The organism is Mesorhizobium sp. M1066 (genome assembly GCF_040318635.1).
Lineage (GTDB): Bacteria > Pseudomonadota > Alphaproteobacteria > Rhizobiales > Rhizobiaceae > Mesorhizobium.
Map to the genome: position 1 here is coordinate 62,165 of NZ_JAMYMR010000029.1, position 18,447 is coordinate 80,611.

General features: G+C 63.7%; 19 protein-coding genes. 9 read left to right on the forward strand and 10 right to left on the reverse strand.

What is annotated here, in order from left to right; translation table 11 throughout:
- Positions 1 to 12 precede the first annotated feature (12 nt).
- The 5 genes from NKH52_RS26725 to NKH52_RS26745 are packed head-to-tail and all read right to left on the reverse strand — an operon-like array spanning position 13 to position 4,239.
- Positions 13 to 786 (reverse strand): LamB/YcsF family protein, encoded by a 774-nt coding sequence (locus tag NKH52_RS26725; RefSeq protein WP_352735264.1) that lies wholly within the window; start codon positions 784 to 786, stop codon positions 13 to 15.
- 10 nt (positions 787 to 796) lie between these two features.
- Positions 797 to 1,210, reverse strand: coding sequence for an acetyl-CoA carboxylase biotin carboxyl carrier protein (locus NKH52_RS26730; protein ID WP_352735229.1), 414 nt, complete (start codon positions 1,208 to 1,210; stop codon positions 797 to 799).
- Positions 1,200 to 2,573: an acetyl-CoA carboxylase biotin carboxylase subunit gene (accC, locus tag NKH52_RS26735; RefSeq protein WP_352735231.1), complete on the reverse strand. Its 1,374-nt coding sequence runs from the start codon at positions 2,571 to 2,573 to the stop codon at positions 1,200 to 1,202. Before accC ends, NKH52_RS26730 begins: the two co-directional genes overlap by 11 nt.
- Before the next feature lie 5 nt (positions 2,574 to 2,578).
- Positions 2,579 to 3,028, reverse strand: coding sequence for an acetyl-CoA carboxylase biotin carboxyl carrier protein (locus NKH52_RS26740; RefSeq protein WP_352735233.1), 450 nt, complete (start codon positions 3,026 to 3,028; stop codon positions 2,579 to 2,581).
- Between the two features lie 8 nt (positions 3,029 to 3,036).
- Complete coding sequence (locus NKH52_RS26745) at positions 3,037 to 4,239, reverse strand: pyridoxal phosphate-dependent aminotransferase (RefSeq protein WP_352735235.1); 1,203 nt, start codon at positions 4,237 to 4,239, stop codon at positions 3,037 to 3,039.
- A 203-nt stretch (positions 4,240 to 4,442) separates the two neighbouring features.
- Between NKH52_RS26745 and NKH52_RS26750 the strand changes: the two genes are divergently transcribed.
- Both NKH52_RS26750 and NKH52_RS26755 read left to right on the forward strand, forming a co-directional pair.
- Entirely contained in the window at positions 4,443 to 5,621 is a 1,179-nt protein-coding gene (locus tag NKH52_RS26750) for an NAD(P)/FAD-dependent oxidoreductase (protein ID WP_352735237.1), read from the forward strand.
- A gap of 106 nt (positions 5,622 to 5,727) precedes the next feature.
- The gene (locus tag NKH52_RS26755) at positions 5,728 to 6,381 is read left to right on the forward strand and encodes a GntR family transcriptional regulator (RefSeq protein WP_027167548.1); all 654 of its coding nucleotides are present in this window, start codon (positions 5,728 to 5,730) and stop codon (positions 6,379 to 6,381) included.
- 46 nt (positions 6,382 to 6,427) lie between these two features.
- On the opposite strand, the gene NKH52_RS26760 is transcribed toward NKH52_RS26755, so the two are convergent.
- From NKH52_RS26760 to NKH52_RS26780, 5 genes are all read right to left on the reverse strand, one after another.
- Positions 6,428 to 6,877: a VOC family protein gene (locus NKH52_RS26760; protein ID WP_352735239.1), complete on the reverse strand. Its 450-nt coding sequence runs from the start codon at positions 6,875 to 6,877 to the stop codon at positions 6,428 to 6,430.
- Positions 6,878 to 6,881: 4 nt separating this feature from the next.
- Positions 6,882 to 7,661: an SDR family NAD(P)-dependent oxidoreductase gene (locus tag NKH52_RS26765; protein ID WP_352735241.1), complete on the reverse strand. Its 780-nt coding sequence runs from the start codon at positions 7,659 to 7,661 to the stop codon at positions 6,882 to 6,884.
- 94 nt (positions 7,662 to 7,755) lie between these two features.
- Entirely contained in the window at positions 7,756 to 9,234 is a 1,479-nt protein-coding gene (locus NKH52_RS26770) for an aldehyde dehydrogenase (RefSeq protein WP_352735243.1), read from the reverse strand.
- Positions 9,235 to 9,242: 8 nt separating this feature from the next.
- A complete protein-coding gene (locus tag NKH52_RS26775) occupies positions 9,243 to 9,830 on the reverse strand; it encodes a thiamine pyrophosphate-dependent enzyme (RefSeq protein ID WP_352735244.1) in 588 nt (195 codons plus the stop codon).
- 5 nt (positions 9,831 to 9,835) lie between these two features.
- A complete protein-coding gene (locus tag NKH52_RS26780) occupies positions 9,836 to 10,348 on the reverse strand; it encodes a thiamine pyrophosphate-binding protein (protein WP_352735266.1) in 513 nt (170 codons plus the stop codon).
- A gap of 161 nt (positions 10,349 to 10,509) precedes the next feature.
- Between NKH52_RS26780 and NKH52_RS26785 the strand changes: the two genes are divergently transcribed.
- The 7 genes from NKH52_RS26785 to NKH52_RS26815 all read left to right on the forward strand — a co-directional run bounded on the left by NKH52_RS26785 (position 10,510) and on the right by NKH52_RS26815 (position 17,635).
- Entirely contained in the window at positions 10,510 to 11,445 is a 936-nt protein-coding gene (locus NKH52_RS26785) for a LysR family transcriptional regulator (RefSeq protein ID WP_352735246.1), read from the forward strand.
- A 105-nt stretch (positions 11,446 to 11,550) separates the two neighbouring features.
- Positions 11,551 to 12,699: an acyl-CoA dehydrogenase family protein gene (locus tag NKH52_RS26790; protein WP_352735248.1), complete on the forward strand. Its 1,149-nt coding sequence runs from the start codon at positions 11,551 to 11,553 to the stop codon at positions 12,697 to 12,699.
- An 11-nt stretch (positions 12,700 to 12,710) separates the two neighbouring features.
- The gene (locus NKH52_RS26795) at positions 12,711 to 13,451 is read left to right on the forward strand and encodes an NAD(P)H-dependent oxidoreductase (RefSeq protein WP_352735250.1); all 741 of its coding nucleotides are present in this window, start codon (positions 12,711 to 12,713) and stop codon (positions 13,449 to 13,451) included.
- Positions 13,444 to 14,574 carry a CaiB/BaiF CoA transferase family protein gene (locus NKH52_RS26800; protein WP_352735252.1) on the forward strand — a complete coding sequence of 377 codons (1,131 nt, stop codon included), beginning with the start codon at positions 13,444 to 13,446 and terminating at the stop codon, positions 14,572 to 14,574. The genes NKH52_RS26795 and NKH52_RS26800 overlap by 8 nt, the downstream gene beginning before the upstream one ends.
- Before the next feature lie 10 nt (positions 14,575 to 14,584).
- Positions 14,585 to 15,427: an HTD2 family dehydratase gene (locus NKH52_RS26805; protein WP_352735254.1), complete on the forward strand. Its 843-nt coding sequence runs from the start codon at positions 14,585 to 14,587 to the stop codon at positions 15,425 to 15,427.
- Positions 15,421 to 16,233 (forward strand): HpcH/HpaI aldolase/citrate lyase family protein, encoded by an 813-nt coding sequence (locus tag NKH52_RS26810; RefSeq protein WP_352735256.1) that lies wholly within the window; start codon positions 15,421 to 15,423, stop codon positions 16,231 to 16,233. The genes NKH52_RS26805 and NKH52_RS26810 overlap by 7 nt, the downstream gene beginning before the upstream one ends.
- 25 nt (positions 16,234 to 16,258) lie before the next feature.
- Positions 16,259 to 17,635, forward strand: coding sequence for an MmgE/PrpD family protein (locus NKH52_RS26815; RefSeq protein WP_352735258.1), 1,377 nt, complete (start codon positions 16,259 to 16,261; stop codon positions 17,633 to 17,635).
- Positions 17,636 to 18,447 lie beyond the last annotated feature (812 nt).

An 18,447-nucleotide genomic window follows, 5' to 3' on the forward strand; every position in this document is an offset into this window, starting at 1 on the left:
ACCCGGCCGTGCTCAGGCCGCGAACGCTCTGACCCTGACGCCGCTCGCCTCCAGCCGTCGCCGGACGCGCGCGGCGATGGCGACGGCTGCCGGCGTGTCGCTGTGGACGCAGATCGAATCGATCGGCGTCTGCAGCATCTGTCCGGAAAGCGTCTCGATGGCGCCTTGCTTGACCATTCGCACGACCCGTTCGGCCGCCTTCTCGGCGTCGTGGATGACAGCGCCTTCCAGCTTGCGCGAGACAAGAAAGCCTTCCTCCGTATAGGCGCGGTCGGCAAAGATTTCGGATCTGACCGTCAGGCCCGCGTCGCGCGCGATCCTGTCCTGGAAGCCAAGCGCAATGGCCAGGCAGATCAGGCCGGGATCGACGGCCTTGACTGCGCGCGTCACCGCTTCGGCGACGCCACGGTCGGTCTGGGTAAGATTGCCTAGCGCGCCATGCGCCTTCACATAGCGGATCGGGTGGCCGGCATAGGCGGAAAGCGCCTGCGCCGCGCCGATCTGGTAGGCGACCAGCCTTTCGATCTCATCCATGGAATGCGGAATGATGCGGCGTCCGAACCCCCACAGATCGGCGAAGCTCGGATGCGCGCCAACGGCAACGCCCTTGTCGCGCGCCATCGAGAACGTGGCCGCCATGATCTCGGGGTCGCCGGCATGAAAGCCGCAGGCCACATTGGCGGAACTGACGATGTCGAGGATCGCCGCATCGTCGCCGAGCCTGTAGGCTCCAAAACCCTCGCCCATGTCGGAATTGATATCGACCTGCAATCCTTTGGCCGCCATGGCGCTTGCCTCAGTGGTTCGAACCATCGCCTTTGCCTTCCATTTCGTAGAGTGGCGTGCCGTAACCGACGACTGCCCCGTCCTCGGCCAGTGCCACACCCAGCACACCGTCTGCCGGCGCAACGATTGCCTTTAGGCATGGGCCGACCTGCAGGACGCCGACCGTCTCGCCCTTGCGGACCGTCTGGCCAGGTCCGGCAACCGGCCGACCGGTCGTTGGATGATCGAGACGGAACACGCCGACGCCGGGCGCGCGCACGCCCTTAAAGACCGTTTCGGCCTTCGGGGCTTCGGCCGGGGGTGTCGAGGCAACAACGGATTGCATGTGCAGGCGCAACGAAAAGCCGGCGTCCGACAGTTCTATCTCGCCCATGCCGGCGCTTGCGCACCAGGCGGCCAGCCTTTCGATCTCCTCAATCGTCATCGCCGCCTCGTCCCTGGAGCAGACCGCCTTCAATGAGACGTTCAAGATGATGGATATCGAAGCCGCCGGCAGCAAAGCCGGGCTCCTCCATCAGGAGGCCGTGGAGCGGCGCGTTGGTGGCGATGCCGACAGCTTCCATCTCAGCCAGCGCGCCGCTCATGCGCCGGATCGCCTCGGCCCGCGTCGCGCCATGCGCCAGCAGCTTCGCCACCAGGGAATCGTAGTGCGGCGGCACGGTGTAGCCGGAGTAGAGATGCGATTCGACGCGGATTCCCGGGCCGCCGGGCGGCGTCCAGCGCTCGACCCGGCCGGGATGCGGGCGAAAGCTATATGGATCTTCAGCGTTGATGCGGCATTCGACAGCGTGGCCCTGGATGCGGATGTCTTGCTGGCTGAACGACAGGGGTTCGCCCCGGGCGATGCGGATCTGCTCGCGCACGATATCGACGCCGGTGACGAGTTCGGTGACGGGATGCTCCACCTGCACGCGGGTGTTCATCTCGATGAAAGAGAAGCGCCCGTCCTCGTAGAGGAACTCGAACGTGCCCGCGCCGGTATAGCCGATGGTCAGGCATGCGCGGGCACACAGCTCGCCGATTTCGGCAATCGCCTCGCGGGCGATGCCGGGCGCCGGCGCCTCCTCGATGATCTTCTGGTGGCGGCGCTGCATGGAGCAATCCCGCTCGCCTAACCACACCGCCTTGCCATGCTTGTCCGCCAGAATCTGGATCTCGATATGGCGCGGGTGCTCGAGGAATTTCTCCAGATAGACTTGCGGGTTGCCGAAGGCCCGGTCCGCCTCTTTCACCGCCATTGAAACGGCTTCCATCAGGGCGTGCTGCTCGCGCACGATGCGCATGCCGCGCCCGCCGCCGCCGCCCGCCGCCTTGACGATGACCGGATAGCCGATGGCCTCGGCAATGGCGCGCACTGCCTGCTCGTCCTGCGGCAGCGCGCCCTCCGACCCTGTAACGCAGGGAACGCCGGCAGCGATCATCGTGCGCTTGGCGGAGACCTTGTCGCCCATGGTGCGGATCGCCGCGGCCGACGGCCCGATGAAGGCGAGGCCGGCATTTTCGACGGCCTCGGCGAAGGCGGCGTTTTCCGAGAGGAAACCATAGCCCGGATGGATCGCGCCCGCGCCGGTGAGTTGCGCGGCCGCGATGATCTCGGCGATATTGAGATAGCTCTCCGTCGCGGCAGCCGGCCCGATGCAGATCGCCCTGTCCGCCAGCGCGACATGGCGAAGGCTCGCATCCGCTTCCGAGTGCGCCGCCACCGTCTTCAATCCGAGATCGCGGCAGGCGCGCAGGATGCGCAGCGCGATTTCACCGCGGTTGGGGATAAGGACGGTGTCGAACATCGCCGCTAGCCCAAATCTTCGAGAACGAATAGCACATCGCCGGCCTGCACGGCGGCATGGTCGTCGAACGCGATCTGAACGATCCGCCCGGCGCGATCGGATTCCACGACATTGAACGTCTTCATGGCTTCGAGGACACCGACCTTCTGCCCTTCCACGACCACATCGCCAACCGAAGCGAGCGGCGGCTCGCCTTCGGTGCCGGAACGGTAGAACACGCCTGTCAGCGGCGCGCGGATCGAATGCCGCGCGATGGGCGGAGCTGTCGAAGCCGGATTTGTGAAGACGGCAGGGCCGGCGGCTGACCCCGACTGCGGCGAAGGCTGCGACGCGGATTGCGCCAGCACCCCCTGCCTGGACATGCGGATACGAACGCCATCGCGCTCGATCTCCAACTCGGCAATGGGCGAACGCGAGACAAATTCGATCAGCTTGTGGACGAAGTCGAGATCCATCGCCGGCCCTATCGCAGCGCTTCGACAGCCTCGGCGATGCGCCCGATCGCTTCTTCGATCAGGTCCATCGACGTGGCTATGGAAATGCGGAAATGCGGCGACAGGCCATAGGCAGAGCCCTGCACCACCGCGACCCGTGCCTGATCGAGCAGGTAAAGCGAGAAGTCGTCGTCGCTGCCGATAGGAGTGCCGTCCGGGCGGCGACGGCCGATCAGGGCCGAGCAATTGGGATAGAGATAGAAGGCGCCCTCGGGCGTCTGGCAGGTAAGGCCGGGAATCTTGCGCAGCAGCTCCAGAGCGCGGTCGCGCCGAGCCTGGAATTCGAGCGCCCGAGGGCGAAGAAAGTCCTGGGCACCTTCCAGTGCGGCAATGGTCGCGGCCTGCGAGATGGATGACGGGTTCGACGTGCTTTGGCTCTGCACGGTCGCCATGGCGCGGATCAGCGGTTCCGGCCCGCCGGCATAGCCGATCCGCCAGCCGGTCATGGCATAGGCCTTCGACACCCCGTTCACTGTCAGCGTACGGTCCTTCAGCCTCGGCTCGACGCCGGCGATGGTATGGAAGGTTCGTCCATCGAACAGGATATGCTCGTAGATGTCGTCGGTCAGAACGTGCACATGCGGGTGATCGAGCAACACCCCCGCCAGCCCCGCAAGTTCGTCGCGGCTGTAGACGGCGCCTGTCGGGTTGGAAGGCGTGTTGAGCAGCAGCCATTTGGTGCGCCCGGTGATCGCGGCTCGCAGGGCTTGCGGTGTCAGTTTGAAATCCTGCGCCTCCGTGCAGGGAACGACCACGGGCTTGCCTTCGCCGAGCAGGACGATGTCGGTGTAGGAAACCCAATAGGGCGCTGGGACAACCACCTCGTCACCCGGCGCCAGCGTTGCCAGCAGGGCGTTGTAGATGATCTGCTTTGCGCCGCCCGCGACGCTGATTTGCGAAGGCTTGTAGTCGAGGCCGTTCTCGCGCCTGAATTTCCCGGCCACCGCCTTCTTCAGCGCGGCGGTGCCGTCGACCGCCGTATAGCGCGTTTCCCCCCTGCGCATCGCCTCGTAGGCTGCCTCGACAATGTGCGGAGGCGTTGGAGAATCCGGCTCGCCGGCGCTCAGGCTGATGACGTCGATGCCGGCCGAGCGCATTTCGATTGCCCGCGCGGTGACCGCCATGCTGGGACTTGGCTTGATGACGTCGAGACGGGGAGCGATGAGGCCCACGGGAAATCCTCGGCATGGCTGCCGCGACGTTGCCGGGCAGGTGATATCTGTTACAAATTGGATAATGTATTCTGTTTTTCACGTCAAACCTCTTTTTCTGCATCGAAGACCGGGTTATGTCTCGTTTTGGAGGTGGACCGATAGAGGAAGATATCCAATCCTTGTCGCCACGGATGATATTTGAGATAGGGAACACGATTGGTATGGGCACAAACTATGATGTGGTGATCGTCGGCGGCGGCGTTGTCGGCAGCTCGATCGCCTATTTCCTGTCGGCCAATCCGGATTTCGATGGCAGTATCGCGGTGGTCGAACGGGATCCCTACTACACGGCCTCCTCGTCTTCCTTGTCGACCAGCGCCATCCGCCAGCAGTTCGGCACGGCGCCGAACATCGCCATGTCGAAGTTCAGCATCGACTTCCTGCGCAAGGTAAAGACGCGGCTTGCCATCGGCGACGAGTTGGCCGACATCGGCCTGCATGAGCCCGGTTACCTCGTGCTGGCGACACCCGAGCGCGCAGACGCGCAACGTGCCAAGAACCGCGTTCAGCGCGGCATGGGCGTCGACGCCGAACTGATCGAGCAGGTCGATCTGGCACGACGCTTCCCGTGGCTCAACACGGACGATCTCGCCCTTGGCTCGCTCGGCCTTGGCAGCGAAGGCTGGTTCGACGGCCCCGGCCTGATGCAGGCATTCCGCCGCAAAGCGCGCACGCAGGGCGTGAACTATCTTGCCGCGACGGTGACCGGACTGACCATGGCGTCTCCCCAAAAGGTCGGCGAAGTGGTGCTCGACAATGGCGACCGGCTTGCCGCCGGCACGGTGATCAACGCGGCCGGACCATGGAGCGCGGGCATTGCCAGGATGGCCGGGGCCGAGCTGCCGGTTGTCCCGAGCAAGCGCTGCGTCTTCGTCTTCGAAACGCCGGCAAGGATCGAAAACTGCCCCTTCGTCTTCGACACGAGCGGCTTCTGGCTGCGGCCGGAAGGTCAGCTCTTCCTGTGCGGTATTCCGCCGGTGCGCGAGAACGAGCCGTACGATTTTGGCCTGGATGTGGATTACGACCTGTTCGACGAGTTGATCTGGCCGGCGCTCGCCCATCGCGTGCCCGGCTTCGAACAATTGCGCATGCTGCGCGCCTGGGCGGGGCTCTACGAATACAACACCTTCGACCACAGCGGCATCATCGGCCGGCATCCCGAGGTGTCGAACTTTGTCCTGGCCACCGGCTTCAGCGGCCACGGCATGATGCATGCAGCGGCGACCGGGTCGGGCGTCAGTGATCTCATTGCCTATGGCGAGTACCGCTCTGTCGACCTGTCGGCCTTCCGCTACGAACGGATCGCTGGCAATCAGCCTATCGAGGAACATGTCTACTGAAGCGAAACGGGCGACATGGCATCGCAGTGACAACGGTGCTATGCGTCCACTTCTTCAATCAAAACGGCGCCAGTCAACAAACACGGCGGCCGCCTCAGGCTGATTCATGCTCGTACAGAAGAAAACCATCTCGACCCAGGTCGCCGATGCCATCAGGCAGAAGATCCTGATCGGCGAATACGAGGCCAACTTCCAGCTGCGGCAGGAGCATCTGGCCACCGAGTTCGGCGTCAGCCGAATTCCGGTGCGAGAGGCGCTGCATCAGCTTCATTCGGAAGGCTTCGTCACGCTGGTTTCCCACAAGGGCGCCGTCGTCACCTCCATTTCCCTGGACGAGATCCTCGAGCTCTACGAATTGCGGGCCCGGATCGAAACATGGCTGCTGGCCCTTGCCATTCCAAGGATGACGGAGGCCGACCTCGCGCTGGCCCGCGAGCGCGCAAAGCAGCACCAGGAGCAGGGCAAGACCGGCGAGTACTCGAACCAGCTCAACTGGAACTTCCACGCCGCGCTCTACGCGCCGTCCGGCCGCAAGGCGACGATCGAACTGGTCGGGCGCATCTATCAGCAGCTGGAACGCTACACGCGCATGATGGTGACGCTCACCGAGATCCAGGCCCAGTCCGACCGCGACCACTGGCAGCTCATCGACCTGTGCGAAGCCAAGGATACGCTGCGCGCCGTCGGCCTTTTGGAAATGCATATCATCACCAGCGGCAAATTCCTGGTCGACCGGCTTCAGGAATTGCGGGGCAGCTGATCAGTCGCCCCGTCTCCTTGTCCAGCCCCAATCCTTCGCGCGAAGATCATTTGCCGGGCAGATTGGTCGCCCGGGTCAGCAGGATCACGCCTGCCTTGTCGGCTGTGTCGTAGTAGGTGAAGCCGGTGCGGTTTTCCCGGCGCCCGCGCATCAGCACGGCAAGTCCGTCGGTTTTCGCCTTGGTTTCGGCTGCGTCCGCATCACGAACCTGGAAGCCGATATGGAAGACACCTTCACCCTTGCTGTCGAGATGAATTCGCTGCGGTGAAGGATCGCCGTTCGGCTGGCACAGCTGCAGCTGAACGTTCGGCAAGTTGCAAATCCGATATTGCATCGCCTTGAAACCCTCGGGGCTTGGGACCTGCAGTTCTTCGTATTCGGCCAGCGGCGGATAGGACTCCCATGGCCCGATGCCTATGGAGTCATAGTAGGCCTGCGCCTTGTCGATATCGTGCACGACGATGCAGATGTGATGCAGCTTTTCGAAATTACCCATTTTCTTACTCCTTGATCGGAACCGTGTAGTTCAGCACCCGGCGCCCTCCGTCGGGGTAGATCGTCTCGCCGGTGATGTAGGAAGCGTCGTCGCTGGCCAGGAACGCCACGACCGAAGCGATCTCGGCTGCCGTGCCGAGGCGCCCGAGCGGTGTGCGCGAAAGAACCGCCCGTCGCATTTCTTCCGAATCGATGAATGTCCCGTCCATGACCATCTCCGTAGCGATGGTGCCCGGTCCGACACCGACCACACGGATGCCGTGGTGAGCGAAGGCGACGGCCGCTGTGCTGGTGACCTGATTCATGCCGCCCTTGGAGATCGCATAGGTGGCGACGCGTGGGTTGGCGAGGCCTGAATTGATCGACGACATGTTGACGATGACGCCGCCTCGACCTTGCGCAATCATCTGGCGGGCTGCGGCCTGGGTGCCCATGAACGCGCCCTTCAGATTGACGGCGAGAACCCTGTCGTAGTCCGCCTCTGTGATGTCGAGAAAGTCCTGGACCGGAGCGATGCCGGCATTGTTGACCATGATGTCGACACGGCCGAACTTCGCCACCGCCGCTGCAATCAGCCCATCGACCTGGTCCTTCTTGCTGACATCCGTAACCACCGCCAGGACGCTGTCGGTGGTGCCGATTTCAGCGGCAAATTTTTTTAGCTCCACGGCATCGATGTCGCCCAGCACGAGCTTCGCGCCTTCGGCCAAAAAGCGTTCCGCGCAAGCGCGTCCGATGCCGCGCGCCGCGCCTGTGACAACCGCCACCTTGCCTGCCTGTCTCATGTCCAATCCTTCGATCATTTGTAAGTCGGCCACCGTCTCAGGGAGCATGGGCCGAGCTTGGCTACGGATGGGGATTCTCCCACCGAAGCCTAGCCTAGCGGATAACGAAGGGATTGGCGGTCTTGCCGGCGGTGTCTATCCACACCGTCTTAGTCTGCAGATAGGAATTGATGGCATCCTGCCCGCTTTCGCGCCCGATACCGCTCCTCTTGTAGCCGCCGAAGGGCGCCATGTAGGAGACGGCACGGTATGAATTGATCCAGACCATCCCCGCCTCCATTGCGGCCGCGCCGCGCAACGCCCGGCCCATGTCGCTGGTCCATATTCCTGCCGCCAGCCCGTAGGGGCTGTCATTGGCAATGGCGAAAGCCTCTTCCTCGTCGTCGAACGGAATGACCGACAGGATCGGTCCGAACACCTCTTCGCGCGCGATCCGCATGGTGTTGTTCACGCCGGTGAAGATGGTGGGCTCGACGAACCAGCCCTCGGCCAATTCACCCGAGGCCGGCTTGCCGCCGCCCAGCACGCAAAGCGCACCCTCGCGGCGCGCGATGCCGAGATAGGACAGCACCTTCTCGCGCTGGGCTTGCGTGGTGATCGGCCCGACCTGCGTCTCTTGCAGCGCCGGATTGCCCAATCGAGCGCTGGCCGCCAGCGTTATGACGCCTTCCACGAACCGGTCGTGGATTTTGCGATGCACCAGCAGCCGCGAACCCGCGATGCAGGTCTGGCCGCTGGCCGCGAAGATGCCTGAGATCGCGCCGTTGACCGCGCTCTCGATATCGGCGTCGTCGAAGACGATGTTGGCCGATTTGCCGCCGAGCTCCAGCGTGACGACCTTTAGCTGTTCGGCAGCCGCCCGATAGACCGCGATCCCGCCAGGCTCACCACCGGTGAAGGCGATCTTGGCGACGTCGGGATGAGAGACGAGTGGCGCGCCGACATCAAGCGGCATCCCGGTAACGGTGTTGACCACGCCGGGCGGAAAGCCTGCCCGCGCAAACAGTTTCACGAACTCCAGCGTCGAGGCCGAGGCGTGTTCCGATGGTTTGATGACGACAGTGTTGCCTGCCGCCAGCAGCGGCGCGAGCTTCCATGTCAGGAGCAAAAGCGGCGAATTCCAGGGCACGATCGCTGCAATGACACCCAGCGGCTCGTGGCGGGTGAAAGCGAACATGCCAGCCTTGTCGATCGGCAGCACCGACCCTTCGATCTTGTCGGCAAGACCGCCGAAATAGCGGAACCATTCCGGGATATAGCGCAGCTGTGCCGTCATTTCGGTGAGCAGCTTGCCATTGTCGCGCGTCTCGATGGCGGCAATACGATCTGCATTCTCGGCGATCAGATTGGCCAGCCGCACGAGCAGCTTGCCCCGCGCGGTCGGCGTGATACCGGCCCATTCCTTCGACCGGAATGCTGCCTTCGCGGACGCCACGGCGGCGTCCACCTGGCTCGCTCCTCCACGCGGGATCAGCGCCCAGGGCCTGCCGGTGAACGGATCATGGCTATCGAATGTATCGGCTGTCGATTGGAGCCGACCGCCGACCGTGTTCTGGAAACTGACCAGCGCCATATCGATCCTCAACAGGTGGCAAAGCCCAGATGGGCGCGAAAGCGATTCTTGACCTCGACCGCGTCGCGCGGCGGCAGCGAGCGCGGCAGGTTCTCGGCGGTGATTTTCAGCACGAAAAGGCGCGCACCGTCGGCCGGTCGCCGAAGTTCTCTACAGAGCGTGTCGACCTCCTCCAGCGTACGCAGCTCGGCGGTCTTCGAAAAGCCGCAAGCGGCCGCGACCTTGTCGAAACCAATGCCCTTGCCGGTATGGCTGGACTGCATGCCGGTCTCGCCGAAATGCTGATTGTCGAGCACGATCAGGTCGAGATTTTTCGGCCGCGCCACCGAGATCGTCGCCAGCGAACCGAAGGCCATCAACTGTTCGCCATCCCCGGTGATCACCATGACCCGCTTGTCGGGCTGGGCCTGGGCGAGCCCAAGGCCGATCAGCGCAGCGCCACCCATGGCGCCCCACAGATAATAGTTGTCGTTGCGGTCGCCGGCAGCATGCACATCGTAGCTCGGCGAGCCGAGACCGGTGACGACCAACGCGCCATCGCGGGCGTCGAGCAGCTTCTTCACCGCAGCCCGGCGGTCCATCGTCGGTAAATTCATGTCGCTCACCACTTCTTCTTGCCAAGCAGCCGCTGCCCGATCAGCACGGCAATCTGCTGGTCGGCGTCGAAGGCCATCAAAGCTGCCTGCGCCACCGTCTCCACAAGGTCGGGACCGGTTTCGGCGCGCAGTACCCTGAGCCCGATCGCCTTCAGCGACGCCTCCGTCGCCTGCCCCATCGGCACCTGCCACGGGTTGAACTCGGCCCATTCGCCCCGCATCGTCACCAGGACGAGCAAGGGGAAGCGCGCCTGCACGGGAAGCGACAGCATGTTGATGCAATTACCGACACCGGAGGATTGCATGAGCACGACGCTCCGCTTGCCACCGAGCCAGGAGCCTGCTGCGATGGCGATGCCCTCCTCCTCCGTCGTCAGCACATTGGTGACGACTTCGGGATCCTCACTGAAAAGGCGGATCAATGTGGTATGACCGGCATCCGGCACATAGGACATCTGGCTGATGCCGGCAGCCTTGAGCACCTCATAAACCTGATCCGGCCACTGCCTTTCAGACACGGTCGGAGCGGCGGCAAGCGCTGCTGCTTGCGGAGGTTTTGCTTGTATGCTCGCCGTCACCTTGCATCTCCGAGATATTGGACTGGCATCAGACTAGCGCGCTTGACCGATGCAATCTTCGGCTCTTTCTCGTGATCAGATATAATGGTATTCGATAGCTCATGGAGTTATCGCAGCTACGCACCCTCATCCATGTCGCCGAACTCGGCAGCCTCAGCAAGGCCGCCGACCGGCTGCACATTGCGCAGCCGGCGCTCAGCCGGCAGGTGCGCATGCTGGAGGAGGAGCTTGGCTTTGCCCTTTTTCTGCGCCATGGACGCGGCATGGTGCTGTCCGAACAGGGCAAGGAGGTACTGACGCGCGCCATGCGCGTGATGGCCGAGATCGACGAGATCCGCGCCACGGCCACGCCCGCCGATGCGCCGCTGACCGGCGAAGTGGCCATCGGCCTGCCGCCCACCGTTGCCGACATTATTTCGCTGCCGCTGGCGGACGCCTTCGGCAAGGCCCATCCCAAGGCCAAGCTCAGACTTGTCAGTGCCTACACCGGCTATCTGCTGGACTGGATGCACCGCGGCGAGGTGGACGTTGCGGTGCTCTACGACCCGCGCATGGCGCGTTCGCTGCGCTCGCGCCCGCTGCTCCTGGAAAACCTGTTCCTGATCGGACCGCCGGACGCGGGTTTTTCAACCGTGCGCGCCGTATCGTTCGCCTCGCTCGCGGGCAAGCGCCTGCTGCTGCCCAGCATCAAGCACGGGTTGCGCATCATCGTCGAACGCTGCGCCACGGATGCCGGCATCACGCTCGATGTCGGCATCGAAGCGGACTCGTACTCCGCGCTGAAGGACCTGGTGCGCAACGGCCATGGCTGGACGATCCTGCCGCTCGCTCCTATCCATGCCGACGTGACCGCCGGGCTGCTCACCGCCGCGCCATTGATCGATCCGGTGCCCGTGCGCCGGCTGATCCTTGCCTACCCGGCGGACCGGCCTGCCTCGCGGCTGGCGCGGTTTGCCGGACAAGCGATCGAGGACATCGCCAAGGATCTTGTCGGGCGGGCCGTCTGGGTCGGCCAGCTTCTCGGCCCTTCGCCATAAGCATTCGAATTCCGTTATATCTGCTCACGTCCGCCCTGCATTGCTGACAGGACATGGAGGCGCGATAGTGAGGCCCGCAGCAAGACGAAAAGCCGGTTAAATCTCATGGAACACTACCAGGACATTCGGGATGCCGTCGCCAGGCTGTGCGCGCGCTTTCCCGGAGAATACTGGCGCGCACTCGACAGGGACATGACCTACCCCGGTGAATTCGTCGCAGCGTTGACGGAGGCCGGCTGGCTCTCGATCCTGATCCCGGAGGCCTATGGCGGCTCGGGCCTGCCGCTTTCGGCCGCCGCTGCCGTACTGGAGGAAATCCAGCGCGCCGGCTGCAATGGCGGCGCCTGCCATGCCCAGATGTACACGATGGGCACGCTTGTTCGCCACGGCTCGGAAGCCCAGAAGCAGCAATACCTGCCGAAGGTCGCCGCGGGCGAATTGCGCCTGCAGGCCTTCGGCGTCACCGAACCGACCAGCGGTACGGATACGGGGGCTCTCAAGACCACTGCTCGCCTCGACGGCGATCATTTCGTGGTCAAGGGCCAGAAGATCTGGACCAGCCGCGCCGAGCATTCGGATCTGATGCTGCTGCTGGCGCGGACCACGCCGCTCAAGGACGGCATGAAGAAGACCGACGGCCTTTCCGTCCTCATCGTCGACATGCGCGAAGCCGTTGGCAACGGCCTCACCATCCGGCCGATCCGCACCATGATGAACCATGCCACCACGGAAGTCTTCTTCGACGAACTGCGCGTGCCGGCCGAAAACCTGATCGGCGAAGAGGGAAAAGGTTTCCGCTACATCCTCTCGGGCATGAACGCCGAGCGTATCCTGATTGCCGCCGAATGCGTCGGCGATGCGAAATGGTTCATCGAAAAGGCAAGCACCTACGCAAAGGAGCGGCATGTGTTCGGTCGGGCGATCGGCCAGAACCAGGGCATCCAGTTTCCGATCGCAAGGGCCTACGCCAACATGCGCGCGGCCGAATTGATGGTGCGCGAGGCGCTGAACCTCTACGAAGCCGGCAAGAACCCCGGCGCTGAAGCCAACATGGCCAAGATGCTGGCGGCCGACGCTTCGAACGAAGCCGCCAATGTCTGCATCCAGACGTATGGCGGGTTCGGTTTCGCGGAAGAGTACGATGTGGAGCGCAAGTTCCGCGAGACGCGTCTCTATCAGGTCGCGCCGATCTCGACCAACCTCATCCTGTCATACCTTTCCGAGCACGTGCTTGGACTGCCGCGTTCCTATTAGGGGTAACTGCCGTGAATGTCCTCATCGTCTATGCACACCCGGAAGCAAAATCCTTCAACGGCGCCATGAAGGATCTGGCTGTGGAAACCTTGACCCGCGCCGGCCACGATGTGGTCGTCAGCGATCTCTATGCGATGGGCTTCAATCCTGTCGCAGGGCCGGGCGATATCTCAGGCGAGCGCAACGATCCGGACTTCTTCAGCCTGCCGCGCGAGCAGACCGCTGCCTACGAGGCCGGCGCACTCTCGGCCGATATCAGCGCCGAGATCGAAAAACTGAAGCGGGCGGACTTCGTGCTGTTCCAGTTCCCGGTCTGGTGGTTCGGAATGCCCGCAATGCTCAAGGGCTGGGCCGACCGTGTCTTCGCGCGCGGTTTCGCCTATCTGCCGGGCCGCAAATACGACACCGGCATGTTTAGCGGAAAGCTCGCCATGGTGGCCGCGACCACAGGCACATCGGCCGACACCTATGCACCCGACGGCATCGATGGCGACATCCTCACGGTGCTGTGGCCGATCCACAATGGCCTGCTGCGCTATTCAGGCTTCGACGTGCTGCCGCCCTTTGTCTCCTATATGCCGGGCCGCGTCGGCGACGACGGCCGCAAGGCCTATCTGGAAGCTTACCGCAAGCGGCTCGAAGACATCGACGGCACGCCGCGGCTGTTCTTCCACGCCGCCGAGGATTACGGCAAGAACGAGCGGCTGAAGCCTGGTGTGCTGGCGCGCTCGGGAGTGCAGCGCAATGTCTGACGGCGCCCGCCCACTGGAGGGCCTGTTTGTCGTTTCGATCGAGCAGGCCGTCGCCGCTCCGCTCTGCACGGTCCGCCTTGCCGATGCCGGCGCACGCGTCGTGAAGATCGAGCGCCCGGAAGGCGAAACCGCGCGTCACTACGATTCCGCAGTGGAGGGCATGTCGGCTTACTTCGTCTGGCTCAACCGCGGCAAGGAGAGCGCGGTGCTCGACCTGAAGACCGAGCACGACCTGGCTCTCCTGCGCCGGATGGTCGCACGCGCCGATGTCCTCGTGCAGAATCTCGTGCCGGGCGCCATCGACAGGCTCGGCCTCTCGGCCGATACAATTGCGAAAGAGTTTCCTCGGCTGATAGCCATCAACATCGTCGGCTACGGGCAGGACACGCCCTACGCGGCCATGCGCGCCTACGACATGCTGGTGCAGGCCGAAAGCGGCCTCTGCGCCGTTACCGGCACACCGGACACGCCGAGCAAGGTCGGGGTTTCCGCCGCCGACATCGCCACCGGCATGAATGCCCATGCAGCGATCCTCGAAGCCTTGCTCGCGCGCCAGAAGACCGGGCGCGGCCGCATTGTCGAGGTAGCCATGTTTGACGCCATGGCCGACTGGATGACCGTGCCGCTGCTGCACTACGAATATGCGGGCCGCGAGACGCAACGATATGGCCTGGCGCACGCTTCGATCTACCCCTATCGACCCTATGCCTGTCGGGATGGCAGCGTGGTCGTGTCCATCCAGCAGAACAATGAATGGAAGCGCTTCTGCACGCTCGTGCTGCAAAGGCAGGATCTGTTCGCCGACGAACGCTTCGCCACCAATACCTGGCGGGTTGCCAACCGCACGGCGCTCGACGCCGTGATCGAACCGATCTTCGCGGCAATCGACTGCGACGAGGCCATAGACCGTCTCGACGAGGCGCGGATCGCCTGGGGCCGGGTCAGCGCAATGCGCGACCTGCCGCACCACAAGGCGTTGCGCAGGACAGAGGTGGCGCTGCCGGACGGCAAGCGCATCGCCGTACCCATGCCGGCAGGGCGGCCCGAGGGGTTCGCAACGGTTCCCAGCGTCCCCGCGCTTGGCGCCGATACGGACCGGATCCGGTCCGAATTCGCCGCCTGACGAGGACCTCATGAGCCTCGACACAAGCACGCTGCAGGAATGGGTTGGACGCACGCACGAGGTCGAGGATGTTGTGACCCCGCGCCTGCTGGCCAGCTTTGGCGCCACGCTTGGGGACCACGCGGCGCAGACAGCCGAGGGCGCGGCCGCGCCCGGACTGCACTGGTGCCTGACACCCGACATTGCCGAAATGCGAGAACTCGGACCTGACGGGCACCCGGCCAAAGGCGGCTTCCTGCCGCCGGTGTCGCTTCCACGCCGCATGTGGGCTGCCAGCGATGTGCGTTTCATGGCGCCGATCCGCTCTGGCGACACCATCCGCCGTCGCTCGACATTGACCGCCATCGAAGAGAAACAGGGCCGCACCGGCCCGCTCACCTTCGTCACGGTCCGGCACGACATCGCCAACGATTCCGGTCCGGTCATCGAGGAGGACCAGACCATCGTCTATCGCGGCGCCGAAGCCGCTGCTGCGCCCCCTGCCCCGCCGGCCAATTCGCCCCTGGCCGCATCGCACGAGCGCACGATCGACATCGATCCCGTGCTGCTCTTTCGATATTCCGCGCTGACGTTCAACGGGCACCGCATCCACTACGACGCGCCCTACGCCACGGGGGTCGAGCACTATCCCGGGCTCGTCATCCATGGCCCGCTGCAGGCGACGCTGCTGATGAATTTCGCCACCGCCATTGTGGGCACGTCGCCGCGCCGCTTCTCATTCCGCGGCGTCCATCCGGCGAGCGGCCCACAGCGCCTGCTTCTGAGCGCAACATCCCCAGGCCAGGACGGCATGGCTCTCGAGGCACGGTCGGCCGACGGCCATGTGACGGTGAAGGCCACGGCGCAATGGTGAGCTTCGTCATGCCCGTCGTGCCGCTCTTCGTGCCGGGCTCGCGGCCGGAACGGTTTGCCAAGGCTGACAGCAGCGGCGCGGATGCGGTCATTCTCGACCTCGAGGATGCCGTAGCCCCTTGCGACAAGGACCGCGCTCGCGAAGCGATTCTCGCCAATGCGGCCACGCTGAAATCCGCCGTTGTGGTCCGCATCAACGCCGCGGGAACACCCTGGCACGAAGCGGACATCGACGCCGTGCGGCGCCTCGACGGCGTCTCCATCATGCTGCCCAAGGCCGAACGTCCGGAGGACATTGCCGATATGGCCAAGCACATGGCACGCAGCGTTTCCGTCATCGCGCTGGTCGAGAGCGCCGTCGGCCTCGCCAACCTGCCAGACATATTGGCCACCTCTGGCGTCGTTGCCGTCGCCTTCGGCTCGGTCGACTTCTCGCTCGATCTCGGTTGCGCGCATGACCGGTTGATGCTGCTTGCGGCCCGCAACGAAATCGTCTGGCGTTCGCGCGCGGCTGGCCGGGCCGCGCCGATCGACGGCGTGACGACCGACCTGAGCAGTCCCGAAATCGCCGAGGATGACGCACGCCACGCCATGAAGATGGGTTTTGGCGGCAAGATGGCCATCCACCCGAGGCAGATCGAGCCTATTCGCAATGGCTTTCGCCCGAGCGACAATGACATCTCATGGGCACGAGACATCATTGGCGCGGCCTCATCAGGCGAAGCCAGCCTGGTGAACGGCGAAATGGTGGATCGACCCGTCATCGAGCGCGCAAGGCAGGTCCTGCGCCGGGCCGCTTTGGTTTAAAGGGCATGCAGGGGAGGAGCAACGGATGAGCCTGGACACCGCCGATTGGCCAACCGCCAGGCTCTGCGCCTTCATTGCCGAACTCGACTTCGAACAGATCCCGCCGCGCGTCGTTCATTTCGCGCAAGGACTGATGATCGACTGGCTCGGCTCGGCGCTGGCCGGCAAGGGCGCGCACCAGGTCGAGATGATCGACGGCTTTGCGCGTGCCATGGGGCCGGCGGACGGCCCAAGCACCATCATCCCGACGCGGCGGCGTACAAGCCCCTATTTCGCAGCGATGGTCAATGCGGCGGCCTCCCATGTCGTGGAACAAGACGACGTTCACAACGGCTCGGTCTTTCATCCGGCGGCGGTGATCTTTCCGGCCGTTTTGGCGGTTGCGGAGGCTGAGGGGAAGACCGGCCGCGAAGTCCTGACTGCCTGCATCGCCGGCTATGAAGTGGGCATCCGCGTAGGAGAATTCCTCGGACGCTCGCACTACGAGATATTCCACACCACCGGCACCGCCGGCGCTGTCGCCGCGGCCGCGGCTGTCGGCAGGTTGATCGGGTTGGACGCAGCCGGGCTCAACCATGCTGTCGGCTCGGCCGGTACGCAGGCGGCAGGTCTCTGGGAGTTTCTGCGCGATGCCGCCGATTCCAAGCAGCTTCATACGGCGCGAGCCGCCGCCAACGGCCTGTTTTCTGCCTATCTGGCACGCGATGGCTTCAAGGGGGCCACGCAGATCCTCGAAGGGAAAAAGGGCATGGCTTCAGGCATGTCCAGCGACGCCGATCCGGCCCGCCTGACGGACGGCCTCGGCAGCCGTTGGGCAACCGAGGAGACGTCCTTCAAATGGCACGCCGCCTGCCGGCACACCCATCCGGCCGCCGACGCGCTGCAGCTTCTCATGCGCCGCGAGGGGCTCGGTCCGGACGACATCGCTGATGTGGTAACCCATGTCCATCAGGGAGCCATCGATGTCCTGGGCGCGGTGGTCATTCCACAAACCGTCCACCAGGCGAAGTTCTCCATGGGCACGGTGTTGGGCCTCATCGCCGTCCATGGCGTCGCCGATCTCGACGCGTTCGAACACCAAGCACTTGCCGACACGCGCGTCGCCCGTTTCCGCGCCAAGGTGCGGATGGAGTTCGACGCCGAGATCGACAGACTTTATCCCAAGCAATGGGTCGGCAAGGTGAGCGTCATGACCATTGACGGCCGCAAACTCGATACCCGCGTCGACGAGCCCAAGGGCGACCCCGGCAACACCCTTGCGAAACAGGAACTGGAAGCCAAGGCCATACGCCTTGCCGAATTTCGAGGCGGCGCCACCGCTGATGAGATGCGTCGCTGCATAGCCCGCATCTGGAGGCTCGGTCAGCCCGGGAGCACGGCGGAAATATTTGCTGAGAGTTAGCCCGCTATCGCGCCGAAGGACTGCTCCGGCCCGAACGGATGGAGAATTGCTCGCGGTCGGTCGTGCTATGGGGCGTCATGCGCAGGAGCGACCACACTTGACTTCAGAGGCGATGTCAGCTTTCGGGAAATCACCCAGTGTCGAACGGCCGACTTGAGGCGCATTGCTGCCATTTGCGAAGATTGAACAAACGCTATTGAATTTGGTCGTCAATTGCGAACGAGCGCATAGCGGGCAGTTCGATTCCTTTCGCGCCGCCCTGTGTTGTAAAGCAGTTTGACCGGCAGTCCTCGGGAGCCCACCATAAATCAATGAATTGAGATCGATGGAGGTTCACCAACCTGATTTGGCTAACCGAGGCAAATAAAACACACTAGCTTATTGATAAACAACGATAATGGTGGGCCCGGACGGCATATTCAAATCCTTGATTTCGTTGAGTTTTTCGTGGGCCAGAATCTGAAAGCTTCCCGTATCGTTCCGTATGCTCCCGCGACCCCAAACTGCCGACCATAGCTGACCTCGTTTTGCGAACGTTGGGAGCAGGGTCCAGGACGGCGGAAATGGGGCCGGGACCTGACTGGCAGCTTCGCGACTTCGGGATGGCACGTCAGGCGAGAAGCGCCGAAACGCTTGTCCAATTATCCCCGGCCCGTTCCGCTTCGATCGCCTCATCAGGAGGCCTATGGTCGCGCACCAACTTGACGTTAGCCATGGGTAATTGTCGACTAGAGCGGGATGAAATGAGACTGAATCGGCTTGGGATTCCCTTAGGCGTGCAAATCTGATTCAACCTTCATGCTGGGCAAGGA